23 protein-coding genes and 2 pseudogenes are annotated in these 19763 nt (G+C 35.6%); 7 read left to right on the top strand and 18 right to left on the bottom strand.

Going from position 1 to position 19763, the window contains the following annotated elements; translation table 11 throughout:
• Positions 1-95 precede the first annotated feature (95 nt).
• Positions 96-2756 carry a preprotein translocase subunit SecA gene (secA, locus tag ACICQD_RS02655; protein ID WP_395461526.1) on the top strand — a complete coding sequence of 887 codons (2661 nt, stop codon included), beginning with the start codon at positions 96-98 and terminating at the stop codon, positions 2754-2756.
• A 9-nt stretch (positions 2757-2765) separates the two neighbouring features.
• Here the strand turns inward: secA and ACICQD_RS02650 are convergent, their stop codons facing one another.
• The 3 genes from ACICQD_RS02650 to ACICQD_RS02640 all read right to left on the bottom strand — a co-directional run bounded on the left by ACICQD_RS02650 (position 2766) and on the right by ACICQD_RS02640 (position 5234).
• Positions 2766-3875, bottom strand: coding sequence for an ankyrin repeat domain-containing protein (locus tag ACICQD_RS02650; RefSeq protein ID WP_264373843.1), 1110 nt, complete (start codon positions 3873-3875; stop codon positions 2766-2768).
• 336 nt (positions 3876-4211) lie between these two features.
• Positions 4212-4853, bottom strand: coding sequence for a fructose-6-phosphate aldolase (fsa, locus tag ACICQD_RS02645; RefSeq protein WP_007552982.1), 642 nt, complete (start codon positions 4851-4853; stop codon positions 4212-4214).
• 39 nt (positions 4854-4892) lie between these two features.
• Positions 4893-5234 (bottom strand): hypothetical protein, encoded by a 342-nt coding sequence (locus ACICQD_RS02640; RefSeq protein ID WP_213862869.1) that lies wholly within the window; start codon positions 5232-5234, stop codon positions 4893-4895.
• A gap of 270 nt (positions 5235-5504) precedes the next feature.
• On the opposite strand from ACICQD_RS02640, the gene ACICQD_RS02635 reads away from it, so the two are divergent.
• The 4 genes and pseudogenes from ACICQD_RS02635 (at position 5505) to ACICQD_RS02620 (ending at position 6580) form a co-directional block, all read left to right on the top strand.
• Positions 5505-5768, top strand: a complete 264-nt coding sequence (locus tag ACICQD_RS02635; protein ID WP_251371797.1) for a transposase — start codon at positions 5505-5507, stop codon at positions 5766-5768.
• A 51-nt stretch (positions 5769-5819) separates the two neighbouring features.
• Positions 5820-6074 (top strand): annotated as a pseudogene (locus tag ACICQD_RS02630) (IS3 family transposase); the annotation flags it as partial.
• Positions 6075-6150: 76 nt separating this feature from the next.
• Complete coding sequence (locus ACICQD_RS02625) at positions 6151-6426, top strand: DDE-type integrase/transposase/recombinase (RefSeq protein ID WP_213862870.1); 276 nt, start codon at positions 6151-6153, stop codon at positions 6424-6426.
• Positions 6416-6580, top strand: coding sequence for an IS3 family transposase (locus ACICQD_RS02620; protein WP_080717620.1), 165 nt, complete (start codon positions 6416-6418; stop codon positions 6578-6580). The genes ACICQD_RS02625 and ACICQD_RS02620 overlap by 11 nt, the downstream gene beginning before the upstream one ends.
• A 523-nt stretch (positions 6581-7103) precedes the next feature.
• Here ACICQD_RS02620 and folD read toward each other — a convergent pair.
• The 5 genes from folD to ACICQD_RS02595 all read right to left on the bottom strand — a co-directional run bounded on the left by folD (position 7104) and on the right by ACICQD_RS02595 (position 11364).
• Positions 7104-7982 (bottom strand): bifunctional methylenetetrahydrofolate dehydrogenase/methenyltetrahydrofolate cyclohydrolase FolD, encoded by an 879-nt coding sequence (gene folD / locus ACICQD_RS02615; protein ID WP_209472766.1) that lies wholly within the window; start codon positions 7980-7982, stop codon positions 7104-7106.
• Positions 7966-8541 carry a UbiX family flavin prenyltransferase gene (locus ACICQD_RS02610; protein ID WP_010082294.1) on the bottom strand — a complete coding sequence of 192 codons (576 nt, stop codon included), beginning with the start codon at positions 8539-8541 and terminating at the stop codon, positions 7966-7968. The genes folD and ACICQD_RS02610 overlap by 17 nt, the downstream gene beginning before the upstream one ends.
• Positions 8534-8800 (bottom strand): DUF2312 domain-containing protein, encoded by a 267-nt coding sequence (locus tag ACICQD_RS02605; protein WP_010082293.1) that lies wholly within the window; start codon positions 8798-8800, stop codon positions 8534-8536. The genes ACICQD_RS02610 and ACICQD_RS02605 overlap by 8 nt, the downstream gene beginning before the upstream one ends.
• 13 nt (positions 8801-8813) lie before the next feature.
• Entirely contained in the window at positions 8814-10097 is a 1284-nt protein-coding gene (locus ACICQD_RS02600) for an HlyC/CorC family transporter (protein WP_395461525.1), read from the bottom strand.
• Positions 10098-10185: 88 nt separating this feature from the next.
• The gene (locus ACICQD_RS02595) at positions 10186-11364 is read right to left on the bottom strand and encodes an aspartate aminotransferase family protein (RefSeq protein ID WP_395461524.1); all 1179 of its coding nucleotides are present in this window, start codon (positions 11362-11364) and stop codon (positions 10186-10188) included.
• A gap of 275 nt (positions 11365-11639) precedes the next feature.
• Between ACICQD_RS02595 and ACICQD_RS02590 the strand changes: the two genes are divergently transcribed.
• Complete coding sequence (locus ACICQD_RS02590; protein WP_010962676.1) at positions 11640-12812, top strand: NADH-quinone oxidoreductase subunit D; 1173 nt, start codon at positions 11640-11642, stop codon at positions 12810-12812.
• A gap of 27 nt (positions 12813-12839) precedes the next feature.
• Here ACICQD_RS02590 and ACICQD_RS02585 read toward each other — a convergent pair whose 3' ends face one another.
• The 8 genes and pseudogenes from ACICQD_RS02585 to ACICQD_RS02550 form a co-directional block, all read right to left on the bottom strand.
• Positions 12840-12983 (bottom strand): hypothetical protein, encoded by a 144-nt coding sequence (locus ACICQD_RS02585; RefSeq protein WP_153296793.1) that lies wholly within the window; start codon positions 12981-12983, stop codon positions 12840-12842.
• A 589-nt stretch (positions 12984-13572) separates the two neighbouring features.
• Positions 13573-13767 (bottom strand): annotated as a pseudogene (locus ACICQD_RS02580) (IS256 family transposase); the annotation flags it as partial.
• A gap of 84 nt (positions 13768-13851) precedes the next feature.
• Positions 13852-15183 (bottom strand): DNA recombination protein RmuC, encoded by a 1332-nt coding sequence (rmuC, locus tag ACICQD_RS02575; protein ID WP_151807714.1) that lies wholly within the window; start codon positions 15181-15183, stop codon positions 13852-13854.
• A 256-nt stretch (positions 15184-15439) separates the two neighbouring features.
• The gene (locus tag ACICQD_RS02570) at positions 15440-15625 is read right to left on the bottom strand and encodes a DDE-type integrase/transposase/recombinase (protein WP_338062968.1); all 186 of its coding nucleotides are present in this window, start codon (positions 15623-15625) and stop codon (positions 15440-15442) included.
• A 71-nt stretch (positions 15626-15696) separates the two neighbouring features.
• The gene (locus ACICQD_RS02565; RefSeq protein WP_022626429.1) at positions 15697-15849 is read right to left on the bottom strand and encodes a transposase; all 153 of its coding nucleotides are present in this window, start codon (positions 15847-15849) and stop codon (positions 15697-15699) included.
• 221 nt (positions 15850-16070) lie between these two features.
• Positions 16071-16205: a hypothetical protein gene (locus ACICQD_RS02560; RefSeq protein WP_007548353.1), complete on the bottom strand. Its 135-nt coding sequence runs from the start codon at positions 16203-16205 to the stop codon at positions 16071-16073.
• Positions 16202-16336: an IS3 family transposase gene (locus tag ACICQD_RS02555; RefSeq protein ID WP_007548354.1), complete on the bottom strand. Its 135-nt coding sequence runs from the start codon at positions 16334-16336 to the stop codon at positions 16202-16204. The genes ACICQD_RS02560 and ACICQD_RS02555 overlap by 4 nt, the downstream gene beginning before the upstream one ends.
• A gap of 105 nt (positions 16337-16441) precedes the next feature.
• Positions 16442-17152, bottom strand: coding sequence for a class II aldolase/adducin family protein (locus tag ACICQD_RS02550; protein ID WP_010082280.1), 711 nt, complete (start codon positions 17150-17152; stop codon positions 16442-16444).
• A gap of 280 nt (positions 17153-17432) precedes the next feature.
• On the opposite strand from ACICQD_RS02550, the gene ACICQD_RS02545 reads away from it, so the two are divergent.
• The gene (locus ACICQD_RS02545; RefSeq protein ID WP_395461523.1) at positions 17433-18056 is read left to right on the top strand and encodes a hypothetical protein; all 624 of its coding nucleotides are present in this window, start codon (positions 17433-17435) and stop codon (positions 18054-18056) included.
• On the opposite strand, the gene tsaB is transcribed toward ACICQD_RS02545, so the two are convergent.
• Together tsaB and ACICQD_RS02535 are read right to left on the bottom strand one after the other, a co-directional pair.
• Positions 18051-18626, bottom strand: coding sequence for a tRNA (adenosine(37)-N6)-threonylcarbamoyltransferase complex dimerization subunit type 1 TsaB (gene tsaB, locus ACICQD_RS02540; protein WP_010962437.1), 576 nt, complete (start codon positions 18624-18626; stop codon positions 18051-18053). The two genes, ACICQD_RS02545 and tsaB, sit on opposite strands and share 6 nt — an antisense overlap.
• Entirely contained in the window at positions 18626-19756 is a 1131-nt protein-coding gene (locus ACICQD_RS02535; RefSeq protein ID WP_006280118.1) for a cation:dicarboxylate symporter family transporter, read from the bottom strand. The genes tsaB and ACICQD_RS02535 overlap by 1 nt, the downstream gene beginning before the upstream one ends.
• Positions 19757-19763: the final 7 nt, after the last annotated feature.

Here is a 19763-nt window from a genome sequence, read left to right as displayed (position 1 = left end):
AAGACTTTCCAAAGACTCCCCAAATCTAATATGTAATTGCCGCAGGCTGCATTTAGTAATATAATCTCATATTAAATAAGACTTTACTTAAGTTTATGCTAGATTCTCCGCTAATTTTGACAGCCATTCTTATATTTTTCATTTTTACGTTGTCATTCTTTTTTATAAGAAAGATATTTGGTTCCACAAACAAGAAGATAATAAAATCCTTTAGGAAAATTGTTCAGCAAATAAATGCATTAGAAACAGAAATGCAGAGTTTATCTGATGAGGAGCTTGCTGGTAAAACTGAAGAATTCAAACAAGAATTGAAAAATGGGAAAACGTTAAATGATCTTCTCGTACCTGCATTTGCAGTTGTGCGTGAAGCCTCTCGAAGGTTTCTTAACATGAGGCACTTTGATGTTCAACTGATTGGTGGAATGGTGCTCCACAATGGCATGATATCAGAAATGAAAACAGGAGAGGGAAAGACACTCGTTGCAACTTTAGCAGCATATCTAAATTCCTTAGAAGGGAAAGGCGTGCACGTCGTAACTGTTAATGACTACCTTGCAAAACGAGACACAGAGTGGATGAGCAAATTATATAATTCTCTTGGGGTTTCTGTTGCGTTTATTACGAATAACTTGACAGACGAAGAGAGGAAAGAGGCTTACAGTGCAGATATCGTGTATTCCACAAATAACGAGCTTGCCTTTGATTACCTGCGAGACAATATGAAATTTTCTCAAGAAGACATGGTTCAGAGAGGCTTTCACTACGGAATAGTTGATGAAGTGGACTCAATACTCATTGATGAAGCTCGCACTCCGCTTATTATTTCTGGCCCGGTTGAGGAAAACAATCAGATATATAAGCATATCAATAAAATAGTAACCAAATTAGTTGACTCCGATTATGAAGTAGATGAAAAAGGTAGAACGGTATTCTTGACTGAAGATGGTATTTCACGAGTGGAGGAACTACTAAGGTCATACAATCTCATTCCTGAAAATTCCTCGCTTTATGATACTGACAGCATGATAATGACTCATTATATAGACCAAGCATTACGTGCATATAAGCTGTTTACTGCTGATAAAGATTATATAGTAAAGGATGGCAAGGTAGTGATTATTGATGAATTTACTGGGCGTATGATGGAGGGCAGGAGATATTCCGATGGTCTTCATCAGGCACTTGAAGCGAAGGAGAATCTTGAAATTCAGCATGAAAACCAAACTTTAGCATCGGTCACATTTCAGAATTACTTTCGTATGTACAATAAACTTTCCGGAATGACGGGAACAGCAGCAACAGAGGCAGAAGAGTTTCGTGATATATACAGATTAAATGTAGTAAAAATTCCAACCAATGTACCTGTAAAAAGAGTTGATATTGATGATGAAATTTACGGTACAGAAAAGGAAAAATTTAATGCTGTGTTGAAGTTTATAGAAGAATGCTACAAACGCCTTCAACCGGTCCTTGTTGGCACGGTGAGCATCGAAAACTCTGAGAAGCTTTCTGCGCTTTTGCAAAGCCATTCTCTTAAGCATTCAGTATTAAATGCTCGTTATCATGAACAAGAGGCGTACATAATAGCGCAAGCTGGAGTGCCAGGTAGTATCACTATAGCAACTAACATGGCAGGACGTGGAACTGATATTCAGCTTGGTGGAAATGCTGAAATGATTGCAAAGGTGGAGCTAAAGAAGATAAAAAATGCTGATGAAAGAGAAAAAAAATACCAAGAAATAGTTGAAAGAGTAAAAAAAGATAAGGAAATTGCTATAAAAGCTGGTGGTTTATGCGTGGTTGGAACCGAAAGACATGAAAGCAGGAGAATAGATGATCAATTACGCGGCCGTTCTGGTCGTCAGGGGGATCCTGGACTTTCTAAGTTCTTTTTATCGCTCGAAGATGACCTAATGAGAATATTTGGCTCTGATAGAATGAGAAGCTTTTTACAAAAAGTAGGGTTAAAGAATAACGAAGCTATTCATCATCCATGGATCAATAAGGCACTCGAGAAAGCGCAAAAGAAAGTTGAAGCTAGAAACTATGACGTGCGGAAATCTCTACTTAAGTTTGATGACGTAATCAATAACCAACGTAAAGTTATTTTTAAGCAGAGAAACAATATCTTAGGCAACGAAATTAATGATATATTTGAAGTGTATAGCGAAGTAAATGAGAGCGTAGTAGAAGGTATAATCCAAAGTGGCTATTACGAAGATTATGTTGAAGATATAGCCAAAGAATTCCATACAAGGTATGGAATAACGCTTGATAAAGAAGACTTGGCAAAGTTTTTGAATAAACAAGAAGCTTTGAATTATATAAATGATAAGATACAAGAATTTTTTACTGAGAAAGAAAAATATTTCAACAGTCAGCACACTACAGATTTGTGGAATACGATCGTGAAGCAAATGATGATAATGACACTTGATCATTTATGGAGGGAACACCTTTCAGTTCTAGAGAGCCTAAGACAAAGCATAAGCTTACGTGCTATGGGGCAGAAAGATCCACTGAATGAATTTAAACGCGAAGCTTTCTTGATGTTTGAGTCAATGCTTGAAAAATGGAAGGAACTCACCATTCACCGCTTAGCACACTTTAAGTTGGCAGACAACCAAGAGATAGGCAATAGGTTACATTCTGCTAGAAATAGCAGACTTCCCAAAGTCTCAAGAAATGACAAATGTCCTTGCAACTCCGGAAAGAAATACAAACACTGCCATGGTGCGGTTACTGTGGTGAACTAATAATTATGGTTATACAGTTTGTTTATTTCCATCAACATTACTGCAGCTAACCTCACTTAGCTTACTGTTTAATGAATGCTCTGATGACTTATATGCAACTCCATAGGTAATACCACCAACTATCAGTACAGATGCTACAGTCATTCCAATTATTGCTAGTGCAGGTAATGCAGTGGCATAGGCAAGTACTAGTGGAACTACAACAGCAGATATAACACCCACAGTAATTCCTGCTGTTATAGCTTTAGGTCTATGGATGCATGATGGATTTGCACCATAATTTAGCAGGAGTTTTGCCATCCTTGGACTAGGTTTGTAAGGTTCATAAAAATTACCTAGTAAAGTTGTGTCACAATCTAGTAGCAGTTTTCCTCCTAACCTTATATTACGGTAACTATAATTAAGAGTAGCATAGTATAAAGGTGCCCTTCCATCCTTGTCTTTTATATTAGCATCTGCACCTTTTTTTAATAGCATTTCTATTGTTTGTATAAGTTCATAACCAATAGCATAATGCAAAGGAGTTTTTCCATCCTCGTCTTTTATATTAACATCTACTCCTCTTTGTAATAAAAGTCCCGCTATCTTTGCTGCACTATCATCCTTCATAGGAGTACATATGTTAGCATTACATGTAGCATAGTGCAAAGCAGTTCCTCCAGATTTATCCTGTAGATTAACATTTGCCACTTTCTCCAATAACATTTGCACTATTTCTATATCTCTTTTGCCAGCAGCTACATGTAAAGGAATCTCTTTATCTTCATCTTGTGCATTAACGTCTGCTCCCTCTTCTAGCAAAACTTCTACTACTTGCGTATACCCATACTGAGCAGAATAATGTAAAGAGGTTTTTTTCCATACATCTTGTACATTAACATTAGCCCCGCTTTTTATTAGGTGTTTTACTACTTTTCCACAACCATTTTTAGCTGCTATAAGTAATAAACCACAATTAAGTACTTCAAATGTGTGATTTATATCAAACTGGTTACTTTCCCACTCACTGTAGATATCTGGAAGCTTCTGCTGTAGTTCATCTTTGATTTTCTCAACTACATTTTCTGCACTCAGGTCTGGACTACTGTTGACTTCTTGTAGTATTAACCTTAATGTCATTTCCTTCTCCAAGATATAAAATTTTATTATGGCATATGGAGTGGATTATGTCAATGAAGAACTAAGAAACTGGTTCTTCTTTTTTTCTATAGCTTTAGGTTTACCTACAATTTGAAAAACAACAAATTCGTCATTCCGCTACTCGTTAGCGCCGCGGCGGTATGATGTAGGGAAACCTTTCTTGGGTTAGCTATAAAGTTAAAATTCGACCAGGGCAGCCGCAATAAGGTAGCAAACGCCATCATGTCTTTAGGAGAGTTTGCTAATGAAGGCTCTTAAGTTGACGCCATTGCCTGAACGGATACGCCAATTTTTATGTTCATTTGTAACCGTCTATTATTTTACACCCCAGTCTTTTTCAAATATTGCTAGCCCTTGGTCAGTAAGTGGGTGATTAATTAATTGTCTAAGTACTTTTGCTGGCACAGTAATTGAATCAGCACCAAGCCTTGCAGCTTCTATTACATGCGCTGGGCTTCTCACTGATGCAACAAGAACTTTAGTATCAAAACCGTAATTAGAATATATAGTACATATATCTTCTATTAGCGATAAGCCATCATAGCTTATATCATCAAGGCGACCAACAAAGGGGGAAATAAAACAAGCACCGACCTTAGCGGCAAGCAGTGCTTGTCCAGGAGAAAAACATAATGTGATGTTAACAGGTATTTTATGCTCTGTCCATAACTTTTTACAAGAAATTAATCCTTCATGTGTAAGAGGTAATTTGATCACAACATTATCAGCAATTTTTGCTAAATTCAGACCTTCTGTGATCATCTCTTCATGGCTATCTGCAACAACTTCAACACTAACAGGCCCTTTTATAATAGAGCATATTTCACGCACTAAATCCTCGTATTTATCTTTACGCCCGGACTTTGCTATTAAAGAAGGATTAGTTGTTATGCCGTCAATGAACTCCTTTAGTCCTTTAATTTCATTTAAATCAACGCTATCAAGAAAAATTTCCATATTAATCTCCTATAAAAAAAATACCCTTGCAAAATCTTGTCATCCTACCGCTTGACTTACAACCGTATGAACTTTCTGCGTTGTAAACATCAAACAGCCGATAACACAACTGTACAAATATTGAGACATAAGAGTAATTTGTACCAAGAAAAAAGATGTCATCCCAGTGCCCAGACCCCTTAGACAATGTACCATCTTTTGATTTTGTCCATTCTGGGCGGGGTTTTCAAGTTCTTTGATCTTAAATACTACATCTACTTTATCAAGATCAATGTTGACTTCTTTTACTAATGTTCTAATAAGACTACGTTTGGCTTGCCAATCTAGGTCCGATTTAACACTAGAATAAAAGCCCTTTATGCTATTTGTAATAAGATTCATTTTCTGCCGTATTCCCTTTTACCTTTTTCTTCTCTCCTTCAATCTCTTTTAAACGTTACTTCATTTTTTTTATTGCCTGCTTAAAGTCTTCCTTACTTATAGTTAGTGCATACTTTGTTGCCGTAAAAACTTCTGGTACCCAAACAATTGTAATAAGTATACACAATCTTTGTCAACTATTTTCGGCACTGGTATATTGACCTTACCCAGAAAAAGTGGAGAGAAAGAAAGGAGTTTTTTCGGGTAAAATAAAATTTTGGAGGATTAGAAATGGCAAGAGAATATACGGCAGAATTCAAATTGGAAGCTGTTAAGCTGGCAAATGAACAAAGAAAGGTAGGTCAACCAGTTGCAAAAGTAGCAAGAGATCTAGGAATAAGGGATAGTGTATTAGGAAAATGGATGAAGAAATATAACGAAAAAAAGTCAGCGGCAAATGCATTTCCAGGTAGAGGTAACATGGCTCCTTACGACAAAGAGAGGTTTGATTTACAAAGAGAGTTAGCAAGAGTAACAAGGGAAAGAGACATTTAAAAAAAAGCCCTGGCCAGTCAAAAAGAGTAAAATATTTTTTTATAAAAGAGCATAGTAACTGCTATAAAGTACAGGAATTATGTAGGATTTTCTGCTAGTGGCTACTATAAGTGGACCACAAGAAAAATAAGCAGTAGAGAATCAGCAAATAAAGAGCTACTCGCAGCTATTCAAAAAATATATCAAGTTTCTAAATGTAGATATGGAGCTCCTAAAATTCATGCTGAATTGAAGGCTTTGGGTAAAAGTTGCAACTTAAAAACAGTGCAAAGTATTATGCAGAAAAATGGTATTCAGGCTATATTGAGAAGAAAATTTAAAATTAAGAAACAACAAACGGACAGTAGAGTCGTAGCTCCCAATATATTAGACCAAAACTTTATTGTCGATCAACCAAATAAAGTATGGGATTACTTATATAAAAACCAAAGAAGGATGGCTATATTTGGCAACAATAATCGATCTATATTCACGCATGGTAGTTGGCTGGTCAATGAGCAGTTCAATAAATAAACAATTGGTTATGGACTCTTTATTAATGGCCGTTAACAAGCGTAAACCTGCCAAAAATCTACTATTACATAGTGATCAAGGTTCACAATATACTTCGCAAGGTTATCAATATCTCTTATCCATAAAAAACATAGATGAGTTATAAAGGTTGTTGTTACGACAATTCTGTTGTGGAAAGCTTCTTCAGTTCTCTAAAAAGGGAGTTACCAATAGACACCTCTCGGCACTCTAAACAGCATATCAAAACTGCTATATTTGAATATATAGAAATTTTTTATAACAAACAACGTCACTATTAACTATTGCATTCCTGAGCATTTTGATTCATCATTCTCTTTGTGAAAAACATTCCAAACTTTCTCTCCACTTTTTCTGGGTAAGGTCAGATACTATAAACTATAAAAAAATTTCTCCGATAGTTCATATAGCAAGTAAATTCACAAAATGAAGACTATTATTTTTATTACAGGTGTATCTACGGTTGGAAAATCAAGTTTGGCTCATATATTAGGTTCAAAGCTTTTTATGCCTAGAAACTTTGCAATTCCACTAACTATAGCTAACCCAAGAAAGGTTTCCCTACGTCATACCGCCGCGGTATCTCAGCATAGATTCCGCTAACGAGTAGCGGAATGACGAATTTGTTGTTTTTCAAATTGTAGGTAAACCTAAGCCACTTTAGCTATACTTGTAGAGAAAAAAGAATAGATGATGATCCTAAATATTTAATAAATTTGACTACTGAGGAATTTCAAAAATCTCAATTTTTTATTAATTGTGATATGGTACATTCTATCTTCATATAGCTTTCCTCTTCATACCTCAACTAATGAAATCAGAAGCATCAACTCCCTTTTGCAAGCAAGCAGCAATAACAGTGTTCATCATTAGAAATGCAATGGTCATTGGGCCAACGCCCCCGGGTACTGGGGTCATAGCTTTGGCTTTCCCTTTTATTCCTTCAAAGTCAACATCACCTACAAGCTTTCCTACGTTAACGCTATTTATGCCAACATCGATCACTATTGCACCTTTCTTTATCCAGTCTGCTTGAACAAAATTTGGCTTTCCGACTGCTGCAACTACTATATCCGCTTTAGAGCAATATTCAGCTAAATCCTTGCTTTGTGAATGCAAGATGGTGACAGTGCAGTTTTCTTGCAATAGCAGGTAAAACATTGGCTTGCCCACGATATTTGACCTACCAATTACCACTGCGTTTTTACCGGAAAGGTTCTCTTCAATTGACTTAATTAAATGCAAAGAACCTTTAGGAGTGCAAGGTATAAGGCAGTTTTTTTCACCTTTAACTAATTTGCCAACGTTTTCATCATGAAAGCCATCTACATCTTTTTCAACACTTACTGTGTTAATTACTCTGCTTGCACTAATATGATTTGGTAAAGGCAATTGCACTAAAATGCCATGCACAGATGGATCTTCATTTAATTCATTGATTTTTTCAATTAATTCATCTTCTAAAATATTATTAGGCAAAACAATGGTCTCAGAACTTATGCCTATTGATTCTGCTTTTTTCTGTTTGTTGCGAACATAAACCTGACTTGCTGGATTGCTACCCATGAGAATTACTTTCAGGCAAGGAAAAATGTTATACTCTCTCTTTAAAATATCAATTTTTTGTGATAGCCTCTCACATAGGTCGTTTGCTATTTTTTTACCATCAATAATAATTGTCACTTCCTTGCCACTCCTTAAAGTCGGGTAATTTGATATCAAATAAATCCAATACTTTGCCAACAGAATGATTAATAATATCATCCAACGATTTCGGTTTAATATAAAAAGCAGGCACTGGTGGAGCAATAATTGCTCCCATCTCCGTTAATTTTAACATATTTTGTAAATGCCCAAGATGCAGTGGTGACTCTCGCACCATAAGAACTAACTTTCTTCTTTCTTTTAGCGTTACATCTGCAGCCCTTGTCAATAGATTGGAAGTAACACCTGATGCGATTTCAGACATTGTCTTCATAGAGCATGGTGCTACAATCATCCCTGAGGTTTTAAATGAGCCGCTTGCTATTTTTTCTCCAATCTTTTCTTCAGAATAGTAAAAATCTGCAAGTGATGTAATATCTTCAAGTTTTTCTTTAATCTCGTGAGCTAAAGTTACTTTCCCAGCACGACTTATCACTAAATGAGTTTCATAATCGACGTCTTTCAACGCTTCTAAAATACGCACACCGTAAATAGAACCAGATGCTCCACTTATTCCAATTACAATTCTGCTATTCACTTAACTCTTCTTCGTAGCTCATTCCCAATGCACGTTTATAGGTATCAAGCAATATTTCTTGTTCCTCTCTGTCATCATCATCCATCTTCCTCAGCCTAATAATTTGTTTCATCACTTTTATATCCCAACCTTCATCTGCGGCTTTTGCATATACATCACGAATGTGATCTTGCACATCCCTCTTTTCTTGTTCAAGTTTTTCGATTCTCTCTATGTAACCCTTCAACTCTTCAGCCGTTATTTTTACTGTATCTTCCATGAAACTCCACTAATTAATTGCTGCCACTAATATTACCAATTTTTACTTGCACTTCAACAACAGTAATAATATTTTTATCTTTTTTTAAAATCTTAAAGCGAAAACCATACATGGAAAACTCCTCGCCTTCGTCAGGAATGCGCTCTATTTCATTCACAATCATACCTGCTAGAGTTGTAGCTTCTTCATCAGGGAGATTCCAGTATAACTGCCTGTTAATGTCCCTAATAGTAGATTTTCCTTCTATGTGATACATATTATCAGATATTTTCTTTATAAAATTCTCCGTAATCAAATCATGTTCATCCGAAATTTCTCCAACTATTTCTTCCAGTATATCCTCAAGAGTTACAATTCCCTGCAGTGCTCCATACTCATCAATAACAAATGCAAGGTGTTTCCTGTTCTTACGGAAGTTGTGAAGTTGCACGCTGAGCGGTGTACTTTCTGGTATGAACCAAGGCCTTGACATAACTTGGGTAATGTCAACTTCTTCCGCTTTATTATTCTTTTCACGCAAAGCATTTATTAGAGCTTTCACGTGAATTACACCTACAATGTTATCTGGTTCCTTCTGCCATAAAGGTACTCTACTGTGACTGCTGGTTAAAATCTCTCTTATTAACTCTTCTTTATTCCGATCTATATCAAGAGAAAATAGGTTTCTTCTATGGGTCATAATTTGTGATATCTCTGTCTCAGCCAAATCAAGTATGCTGCTTAGCATATCTAAATCCTGTTGCAACATAGTTCCTTCACTGCGGTGAAGAGTAATCATATTACGCATTGCATCCGCTGCAGATATCACTTCCTTATCTTTATGCAGCCCACATAATTTTAGGATGAGGTTAACAATAAATTGAATACCTAGTGTCAATGGAGAAAAAATCTTTACAAAAAACAATACAAAATAAGCAGAAAATGATGCAAATTTTTCAGGATTTTGAATAGCATAAGTTTTTGGTAGAACTTCGCAGAACAATAAAATACAAAATGTCATTATAATTGTTGATAGGAGAATGCCCTCATTTCCAAAAAGATTGATAAATATTGATGTAAATAAAGCAGAGCAAGTAATATTAATAATTGTATTGCCGAGCAATACCGTTCCTATTGTCAATTCTTTCCTATTTAATAAGCGATCTATTACCCTGGCTTTTTTGTTACCGTCTAGCTTTAGCTTATTAACTCGAGAACGGCTAATTGAGGTTAAGCCTATTTCTGCTCCTGAGAACAAAAACGATAAAACTAACAAAACAAAAATTGCTGATGATACTAAGACCAATAACCAATCCATTAAAGTACGATGTTATTGTGATAAAAAATAAAATTAATTTTACATGTTATGAGAGGCATTTGCAAGCCTGAATTTATATTGCCGAATTTTATATACCTTTAATCTTTAAAAACAAATCATAAAGCATATTACACGCTGCGTTCACATGCTCATCCTCAATGATAAGTGGTGGGGTTACCCTTACTACTTTGTTGTTTAAAACCCTAGTTATTATTAAACCTTTATCAAGAGATCGACTAATAATTTTATCAGCTACAAGAGTTGCTAGTTCTATTCCCATTAGTAACCCTTCTCCACGAACTTCTAAAATCATCTCAGGAAATTCTTTAGCTAAAAGCAACAGCTTTTCTTTTAAATATTTACTAATTCTTTTAACATGATCAAAAAAGCCTTCTTTTAGCATTATATCGAGCACTGCATTACCAACAGTCATGGCAAGTGGATTGCCACCATAGGTTGATCCATGAGTTCCTGGAGTAATTGCTTCTGCTATATAATCTTTCACTAAACATGCAGCTACAGGAAAACCGTTACCCATAGCCTTCGCACAGGTTAGCATATCAGGTTCAATGCCGACATTTTGATAATGAAATAAAGAACCGATGCGTCCATATCCGCACTGCACTTCATCAAAGCACAAAATTATTCCTTGAGCTTTTGTTATTTCCCTTACTTTTTGAAGATATTCTACGTCTAGTGGATATACTCCACCTTCGCTTTGTATGGGCTCTAAAAATACAGCAGCTATTTCATTGTTGATTTTTTCTTCTAATGCTTTAATGTCATTTCTTGGCACTTTATCAAAACCAGAAAGGAGCGGAGCAAAACCTTCGCGTGATTTTTCATTGCCTCCAGCAGAAATTGCAGCAATACTGCGGCCATGAAAGCCTCCTTCAATTGTAATAATACGATTACGTTTTGCTTGCCCTTTTGAATAAAAGTAACGACGAATAAACTTAATTGCAGCTTCTGTTGCTTCAAGCCCACTTGAGCAGAAAAAAACTTTATCTGCAAAAGTAAGGGTTGTTAAACGCTCGGCAAGCCTTTCTTGCTCGGGAATAGTGAAAATGTTAGAGCAGTGCCATAATGAGCTCGATTGCTCTTTCAGCTTATCTGTAATGTATGGATGACAATGCCCTAAAGAAGTTGTAGAAATACCTGCAGCAAAATCTAAATATTTTTTACCATCTTTATCAAAAAGATATGCCCCTTCTCCCCTGACTATAGGAGTGTCAAGTCTATTATACGCATTAACAACATGATCCATTTTATAAGTATTGTGGTATTATCTATACTATACCTGAAATGAATCCATTAACACAAAGCTTTTCCTTTAACCTCTTATGCTACTTCAACTAAAAATTTGGCTAATGCAAACCTTTTTTGTCATTCTATAGCTAAAGTGACTTGGTTTTACCAACACTTATTAGCCATTGTAAAAGTTTTTGTTTCTATTGAATGATAGTTGTAGCCTATGCAAGAAGTTTATTGACTTTGAGCGCACTTTAGCCTATACAATTTTAATATCTTAAACTACTGGACATGCCCGATCTAAAGACAATGATGTTAAATTTTGGACCTCAGCACCCAGCTGCACATGGAGTGTTGCGTCTTGTTTTAGAGATGGATGGTGAAGTGATCGAGAGGGCAGATCCCCATATTGGGCTTTTGCACCGCGGTACTGAAAAATTAATAGAACATAAAACGTATCTTCAAGCTTTGCCTTATTTTGATCGCCTTGATTACGTATCACCAATGTCACAAGAGCATGCATATTCACTTTGTGTGGAGAAATTGTTGCAATGTGAAGTGCCAATTAGGGCAAAGTATTTACGTGTCTTGTTTTGTGAACTGACGAGAATACTAAATCATTTACTGAACGTTTCTTCTCAAGCACTTGATGTTGGAGCAATGACCCCTCTTTTATGGCTCTTTGAAGAAAGAGAAAAAATACTGGAATTTTACGAAAGAGCTTCAGGTGCAAGGTTTCACGCAGCTTACATCAGGCCAGGTGGAATTGCAGCAGATGTTCCAGAAGATTTGATTGAGGATATTGCAAAGTTTATAGAGCAATTTCCAAAATATATAGACGATGTTGATGAACTTTTAACAGAAAATAGGATATGGAAGCAACGCACTGTAGGAATTAGTGAAATATCAATTAAACAGGCACTTGATTGGGGCTTTAGTGGCCCAATGTTGCGCGCTGCTGGGCTTGCTTGGGATTTGCGAAAAAGCCAGCCATATGAGATATATGATCAACTAGATTTTGATATACCGATCGGCCAAAATGGCGACTGTTATGACCGTTATCTAGTTAGAATGGCAGAGATTAGGCAATCTATCAGTTTGGTGAAGCAGTGCATAGAGAAAATGCCTGAAGGGCAAATAAAAACTGAAGATAGAAAAATTTCTCCACCGTCAAGAGCAGAGATGAAAAAATCTATGGAAGCTCTGATTCACCATTTTAAGCTCTATTCAGAAGGATATCACGTACCAGAAGGTGAGGCTTACGCAGTTGTTGAGGCACCAAAAGGTGAGTTTGGAGTGTATATAGTTTCAGATGGTACCAATAGACCTTATAGGTGCCGAATAAGAGCACCTGGCTTTGCGCATTTACAAGCCTTAGACTTTATGGCAAAAGGACACATGCTTGCTGACGTTGCAGCAATTATTGGCTCACTCGATATAGTTTTTGGTGAGATTGATAGGTAATCATTGGTACCCGTTCAGGCAATGGCGTCATGCAAGTAGCTGACACATAACTGTACGAACATTTGTTTGCAAAGGCAGTATGTTAAGTGTTATAGCCGATTTTGCCTCAAACACAAAGGCAGTGCCTTGACTACTTGGATCCAGAAAAATTGATTGTGTACTATACAACATTTTTGATCAAAAGCGTAACCGTTCACTGTTAGACTGCATTCTGTGATTTTTAGCAAAACATGATCTTTCATTTGAGCTTCCTTCAATTTAAAATAAATACAGAAAATTGCTGCCTATAGCTAAACTGACTTAGATTTACCAACAATCGTCATCCCGCTACTTGTTAGCGGCTAAGAGATACCGCGGCGGCATAGCTATCTTCAAAAATATGGTTGAATAATTGTGTGTATAATTATTAATATTTTTAAACACTTTGGCTATGGCTTTATCTAAGTTTCTCGACCCTAAGCTGGATTTAACCTTCAAAAAAATATGTAGGGTCAAGAACTGGCGCGCCTACTTTAGGGTTTGGTGGCTGATCCATTGTTTTCACAATAGGCCTCAATCCAAATTCCCATGTTAACGTTTCCAGCTCCCGCCTCGTCAAACGCAGCATCCGCACTACGCTTTCCTAGCAGATTCTTTACCAAAGTTTATAACATATTGTGCTGGTGATGCTTTCGGTTTGTAATACCTTATTCTATAGTCTGAATATAGACCCAGCGTTTTGTATATCCATTCGCTACTCCACTTCTTCCAACCAAACCCTCTCTTCACTTTCAGCTAATAAGTGATTTTCTATTTCACCTTCCAAACTTGCCTCCAGCAGCTTTTTTATAAATGGTGTAAATGCTCCATCCCTTCCTGTTAATGGTCTGCCTTCCCTTATTGATGACAGTATATTTGCTTCCAGTTCTTTGTAATCTACCAAACCGGTAGTTCTGTTTAATACTTTCTGACTCATTGTCAAACCTCCATTTTTTTTATATCAATTTATTACTTTTTTTTTGGTTTGACACACTTTTTTGAACATTCCCTGTTAAGATGCCTAATCTACTTTCAGCTCCTCAGTATGTAAACTGCGTGGTAAAGACTCTAATTCCTTTGCAGCACTTAAACTTTTATTTTTTGCATGTATACCAAGCTTATTGAATTCTCGAGCAGCAGGAAACACCCTTGCTTCAAGAGAGCCAGCAGTTTTATTATAATGATCAACAGCACTTTTTAAGCTCCTGCGCAAATTATCAAAGTTTTCACCCATTGTGCAAATGCGCTCATATAAAATATGACCTAGTTCACTGATTTTCTTTGCGTTTTCAGCTATCATCTCTTGCTTCCATCCATACGCTATTGCTCTCAGCAACGCAATTAGAGTGATCGGTGTTGCAATGATCACTTTTTTTTCCACTCCAATCTCTATCAAAGCAGGCTCATATTCCAGTGCTGCGCTAAAAACCCCCTCCCCTGTTAAGAAAAGCACCACAAGTTCTGGCGTATTTTCAAATTGATTCCAATACTCTTTTTTACCCAAATCATTTATGTGTTTTTTTATTGCCAGGGAATGGTTCTTTAATTTCTCCTTTTGTATTTGCAAATCATTTTGTGATATAGCATCCATGTAAGAATCAAGCGGCACTTTAGCATCTATTATTATTTGCTTTCCAGATGGCATTTTGATTATTAAATCAGGACGCAATAAATTATCCTCGTTTTTATCAATCACTGACGGCTGAGTAAAAAAATCGCAATACTCAATCATTCCTGCCATTTCTACCACTCTTTTGAGTTGCATTTCACCCCATTTGCCCCTAATGTGAGGTTTCCTCAGGGCATTAGCAAGGTTGGAAGTTTGGTTCATCAGCGCTCCAATTTGCTCCTTTAAACCTTCATAGGCCCCTACCCTCTCCTTTTCTAGCTCACGTATTTCATTATCGAATTTTTCTAATTTTTCTTTTATTGGAGTTACAACTTCGTTGATCGTTGCTTGTCTTTTTTTGAAATCGCTTTCCGTTTCTTTTAATTTACTATCGATTACTTCCTTTGCTAAGTTCAGAAAATTATTGTTATTTGTTTGCAAAGCATCAAGAGAGAGCGCTTTAAAAGTGTTTGTTAATCTCTCCTCTGCTTTTGTTAGTAATTCTATTTCCTTTTTCTTTTCCTCACGTTCTTTTTGCAGAGTTACTTCAAGTTCTGCTTTTTTGACCCTTAAATCAACTATTTCTTCATTCTTCGTAAGCAAAGTTTGCTTTGTTTCTTGAAGTTCTTGCTCTAATTTACATAAATTACCCTCAAGGTTTGCTTTCTTTTCGCTCAGTTTTTTTACGATAATGTAGAAAAATAGTAATAGAGAGACAACCAGAGCTATAGAATTGAAAAGCATCAGAATAAAAAAGCTGTATTTACAATTCTATATGATTTTTGTGTGTATAAGAAAGAAAAAAGGAGCACCTAAAGAGGTGACCTTACCCAGAAAAAGTAGAGAGAAAGTTAAGACGTTTTTATCATGAGAATAAATTGTGCAGGAATGCAATAGTTAATAGTAGAATGTCTACGTTATTTGTTATAAAAGATTTCTATGTATTCAAATATGGCAGTTCTGGTTTGTTGAGCGAGAAGTATCAATAAGCAGCTCCCTTTTAAGTGAACTTTTCTGCAACAGAGTTATCGTAACAACAGCCCTTATGGCTCATGCTGGAAATGATGTTTTTTGTATTCAATAGAAATTGGTAATTTTGAGAGGTATACTGTGACCCTTGATCGCTATGTAACAGCAGATTTTTATCGGGTTTGCGTTTATCAACGGCCATCAATAAAGAATCTATAACTAATTATCATGTTACTCATTAACCACCATGCGTGAATATAGGTCAATTATTGCCGCCAACAACCTTCTTTAGTTTTTATGTAGGTAATCCCAAACTTTATTTGGCTGATCAGTAGTAAAATTTTGATCCAATGTGTTCGGAGCCACAACTCGGTTGCTTATTTGCTGTTTTTTATTTTTGAACCTTCGTCTAAACTTGGCTTTAATGCCATTTTCTTGCATAACACTTTGTACTGTTTTAATTTTTGCCTAAAGCTTTTAATTCAGCGTGAATTTTAGGGGCTCCATATCTGCATTTAGAAGCTTGATTATTTTTTGAATATCTGCTAGAAGCCCTTCTTTTGCTAATTCTTTACTGCTTTTTTCCTTAGCAACCAATACCACCAGTACAAAACCCTACATAGTTCCTGTGTTTTATAGCAATTTCTATATAAAAGAATACTTTACTCTTTTTCTTTGCCCAGGGCTTTTTTTAAGATGTCTCTTTCTCTTGTTAGTTCTTTTTTTAGATCAAATCTTTCTTTGTTATAAGGAGCCTTTGCCTGGAAATGCGTATGCTCCAGACATTTTTCCATCATATTTTCTTACTTAACATACTGCCATCTATACCTAGATCTTTTGCTATTTTTGTACTTGCTTGACCTGTTTCTTTAACCAGCTTAACAGCTTCTAATTTGAATTCTGCTGTATATTCTCTTCTATTTGTCATATTTTGAAAAAACGTTTTATTTTACTCCAAAAACGTCTTAACTTTCTCTCTACTTTTTCTGGGTAAGGTCGCTACTTGGATGACAGATAGTAGTGCGAAAGTCTCTTACAACTTACTTTTAATTAGTCTAACCCATGCGTGCCAATCCCTCTCACCAAGATTGCTTTCAAAAGATAGGAGATCCTTTACAGCTTTTGAGCAAATTTCTTCACTTGGAATTGATAACTCCTTATTCATTGCTAACGTTAAACATTGAGTTTTGCACGCTTGTTCTAAATGATACGAGTAAAACATTGCTTCTTGTATAGTCCGACCACACGTTATAGATCCATGATTACGCATTAACATGACAAAATTTTCTTTCAGATCAGCTATTAACCTCTTTCCTTCTGTATCGCTAAGTGCTAGGGAATTATAATTATGGTAAGAGATTTTATTGTAAAAGTGCAGTGCCCATTGACTTATAGGAAGCAGCCCATCTTTGAGAGAAGAAACCGCTACAATAGAAGGTGTATGCAAGTGAAAAATTGCTTGAATATCTTTCCTTGCTTGATAAACAAAACCATGAATTATATAGCCAGTTCTATTATATTGATATTCTTTGCCTTCAATTACATCTCCATCAAATGATACTTTCATTAACGAACGTTCATCTACTTCATCAAAACGCATACCAAACGGATAAATATAAAACGACTTTTGATCTTCAGAACGCACTGAAAGGTGAGTATATGTATGATCATCGAACTTAAGGTAGGACAAAATCTGATAGGCATAGACTAGATCCCTTTTTACTCTGCTCTTTGTTAACAACACAATCCTCTGTTAGAATCTTCTGAAGGTTTATACGCGAAAAGAGACTTGTAGTAAACTAATAAGTCTATGCCACTCTGTCTTGCTTTCTGAATACCAAACACTTTTGTGTTGTAGCTTGCTTAAAAATAGTTATCGTTATTATAGAGTTTATATACAGAATTTATGTTTTTAAATTACATAATATCTTAACTACAAAAATAATTTTCTATATAATATTTCATATGTTTTAAAGCTTCATTTTTATGTTATTATAAATGTAAGTTTCAAGATTGAAAATAATATGGTAAATATTAACACAAAAAAACAGCCAGCAGGATTTTTCATATCTCTCTCTGGTCTTTCGGGAAGTGGTAAACTTTCCACAGCAATAGAATTATCTAATATGATAAACGCATTAATTGTAAATAGTAAGTTCTATAACAATGTTCAAGCTTGCTCTATATACGATGGTGTCTTTGAACGTGATCAAATACCTAAAGAAGTTCAAGATAGAATATATGGCATTATGCAAATTATGCTTCAGGTAATAGAAAATTATCCGATTCACTCAAAAAATTACATATTTATTGATGAGTTGATGGAAAATAATGACCAGAACATGAGGATGTATGATTCAATAGTAAGGCTTAGTAAAAAAATGAACACAGAAATCCTTCCTGTGGTACTTAGGTGTGATCTACCGACATTACAAAAGCGTATTGCATTAAAAAGGCAAAGAAAAAATAGGAAGGTGATTAATCTAAATAGCATTGTAGAGAAATTTAGGACTGACGATTTATTTATACCACCAAGTGCCATAGAGATAGAAAATTCAGATATGAGTATAAAAGAAGTAGCTCAAGAGATAGTAAACCAGATGCACAAGCTTAGTAACATTGCATGTACGCGAAAGAATAGTCTATAATGATTTCATATACTGAGGCTCATTTAAATATAGAGCTTCAACTTCATTTAATTTTTGCTTGTTCTCTAATCTATAACGGACTAATAGCCCTGCATGGCTAGCATTTAAATTGCAATCCATATGTGTACTGCTTGTAGCGTGACACTGGGATCCAGGTGCAGATAGTGGCAATAAATTGAAATCAAATAACTGCGTATAAAACCCTTGAGCATTTTTGACTATAGCTCTGATATTTTTTTTGTTATTCGTACAAAGCAAAGATATTGCGTAGGCTTGAACTTCCAGCGCACTAACTCCGTATAATGGCTTATTTGTAGCAAGATTTATACCTTGTGCAGCTGATATACCAACTCTAATTCCAGTGAAACTTCCTGGTCCAACTACTACCACTAAATGATCTATTTTATCATAATTATAGTTGTGCTTATCAAACAAAGTATTCAGAATTTGAAAAAATGATTCTGCATGATTGTTGCTGGCGGAATTGTGCTCTACAAAACAGTTACCATCATAATCAACTATTGCTATTGAACTACCAATACCTACAGTATCAATCGCTAAAATAGACATTACTTAAGCTTATCATAGAGTTTTGTAAACATTATAGCAAAGGCACCATTACCCATAACGTTTGCTGAAGTGATTATTGGATCAAACACTATATACAGTGCTGTGATTAACGAAAGCATTTCTGGAGAAAATTTGAGGTATTTCTCAAGAATAGGTAGCATTACCATAATTCCTCCTGCCGGAACTGCCACGATAGCAAACTTAAATAACAAAAAATAGAGAAGGAAAGTTACATAGTCTGTTGTGCACAATGAATAACCGGAGGCAATTATCATTGATAATATTATAATAAAAAAGCAATCACCTACTAAATGAAAGCTAGCAGTTATTGGCACAACAGACGATGCTATGTCAGGTTGCTTTACATTTTTTTTGCTTCCTTCAAGAGTAAGCGGCATAGTTGCATTACTAGACATTGTGCTCATTGCAGTAATAAATGCCGGTATCATATTGCCTATACTAGCTATCCAGCTTGTGATCTTGAATGAATTTGCTGCTCCATATAAGAGGAAAACATAAAGGTAGGTTGCAGATGCTATAATAATGAAAATTATTGAGTAATCCTTAAATATTATAGATAAAACTTGATCATGCTGCATTTTTAAAGCAAGCCCAAGTACAAATATTGGAATAATCGGCGTCAAAAACGTCTTCAAAATAAAGAGAGTTAAATCTAACATTTTGTTCGAAAGCTCTCTGCTTTTTTTGGGTAGCAGTGTGGACACTACTATGCTGGACACAAATCCACAAGCAAGGGCATAAAAATTAGAAAGCAATGCAGGCAGTCTAAACGACCATAAGGGAACAATTGTTTCTTCATACGTTATATCTTGTATTGAATAAGTGTTTTGTATGATAAAATGCCCAACAGAATAAGCTATTAAACTTGAAGCCAGATTCGATAAGAAGATCATTATAATAAGTAACAATATGAACTTTATAGCTGACTGCTTAAGATTGTTAACACTGCTAAAGATTAACGCAAAAATAATAAAAGGCATTATAAATAGCAAAACCTCTTTTATACTAAGGCTCGTTGAGTACAAGAAGGTTTTTACTTCCATTGGAACTAAATGACCAAAGAATGCAGCTGAAGTGATGACCGTGAGTAAGATTAATAGTTGTAGCACGTTCTTA

The organism is Wolbachia endosymbiont (group A) of Therophilus tumidulus (genome assembly GCF_964277345.1).
Taxonomy (GTDB): domain Bacteria; phylum Pseudomonadota; class Alphaproteobacteria; order Rickettsiales; family Anaplasmataceae; genus Wolbachia; species Wolbachia pipientis.
This window is presented reverse-complemented; position numbering and strand designations above follow the sequence as displayed.

Excerpts from the sequence above, each read along its gene's own strand:
- secA (WP_395461526.1), top strand. The coding sequence starts at position 96 with ATGCTAGATTCTCCGCTAATTTTGACAGCCATTCTTATATTTTTCATT.
- ACICQD_RS02650 (WP_264373843.1), bottom strand. The coding sequence starts at position 3,875 with ATGACATTAAGGTTAATACTACAAGAAGTCAACAGTAGTCCAGACCTG.
- fsa (WP_007552982.1), bottom strand. The coding sequence starts at position 4,853 with ATGGAAATTTTTCTTGATAGCGTTGATTTAAATGAAATTAAAGGACTA.
- ACICQD_RS02640 (WP_213862869.1), bottom strand. The coding sequence starts at position 5,234 with ATGAATCTTATTACAAATAGCATAAAGGGCTTTTATTCTAGTGTTAAA.
- ACICQD_RS02635 (WP_251371797.1), top strand. The coding sequence starts at position 5,505 with ATGGCAAGAGAATATACGGCAGAATTCAAATTGGAAGCTGTTAAGCTG.
- ACICQD_RS02620 (WP_080717620.1), top strand. The coding sequence starts at position 6,416 with ATGAGTTATAAAGGTTGTTGTTACGACAATTCTGTTGTGGAAAGCTTC.
- ACICQD_RS02605 (WP_010082293.1), bottom strand. The coding sequence starts at position 8,800 with ATGGAAGATACAGTAAAAATAACGGCTGAAGAGTTGAAGGGTTACATA.
- ACICQD_RS02600 (WP_395461525.1), bottom strand. The coding sequence starts at position 10,097 with ATGGATTGGTTATTGGTCTTAGTATCATCAGCAATTTTTGTTTTGTTA.
- ACICQD_RS02595 (WP_395461524.1), bottom strand. The coding sequence starts at position 11,364 with ATGGATCATGTTGTTAATGCGTATAATAGACTTGACACTCCTATAGTC.
- ACICQD_RS02590 (WP_010962676.1), top strand. The coding sequence starts at position 11,640 with ATGCCCGATCTAAAGACAATGATGTTAAATTTTGGACCTCAGCACCCA.
- ACICQD_RS02585 (WP_153296793.1), bottom strand. The coding sequence starts at position 12,983 with ATGTTGTATAGTACACAATCAATTTTTCTGGATCCAAGTAGTCAAGGC.
- rmuC (WP_151807714.1), bottom strand. The coding sequence starts at position 15,183 with ATGCTTTTCAATTCTATAGCTCTGGTTGTCTCTCTATTACTATTTTTC.
- ACICQD_RS02565 (WP_022626429.1), bottom strand. The coding sequence starts at position 15,849 with ATGCAAGAAAATGGCATTAAAGCCAAGTTTAGACGAAGGTTCAAAAAT.
- ACICQD_RS02560 (WP_007548353.1), bottom strand. The coding sequence starts at position 16,205 with ATGATGGAAAAATGTCTGGAGCATACGCATTTCCAGGCAAAGGCTCCT.
- ACICQD_RS02555 (WP_007548354.1), bottom strand. The coding sequence starts at position 16,336 with ATGACAAATAGAAGAGAATATACAGCAGAATTCAAATTAGAAGCTGTT.
- ACICQD_RS02545 (WP_395461523.1), top strand. The coding sequence starts at position 17,433 with ATGGTAAATATTAACACAAAAAAACAGCCAGCAGGATTTTTCATATCT.
- tsaB (WP_010962437.1), bottom strand. The coding sequence starts at position 18,626 with ATGTCTATTTTAGCGATTGATACTGTAGGTATTGGTAGTTCAATAGCA.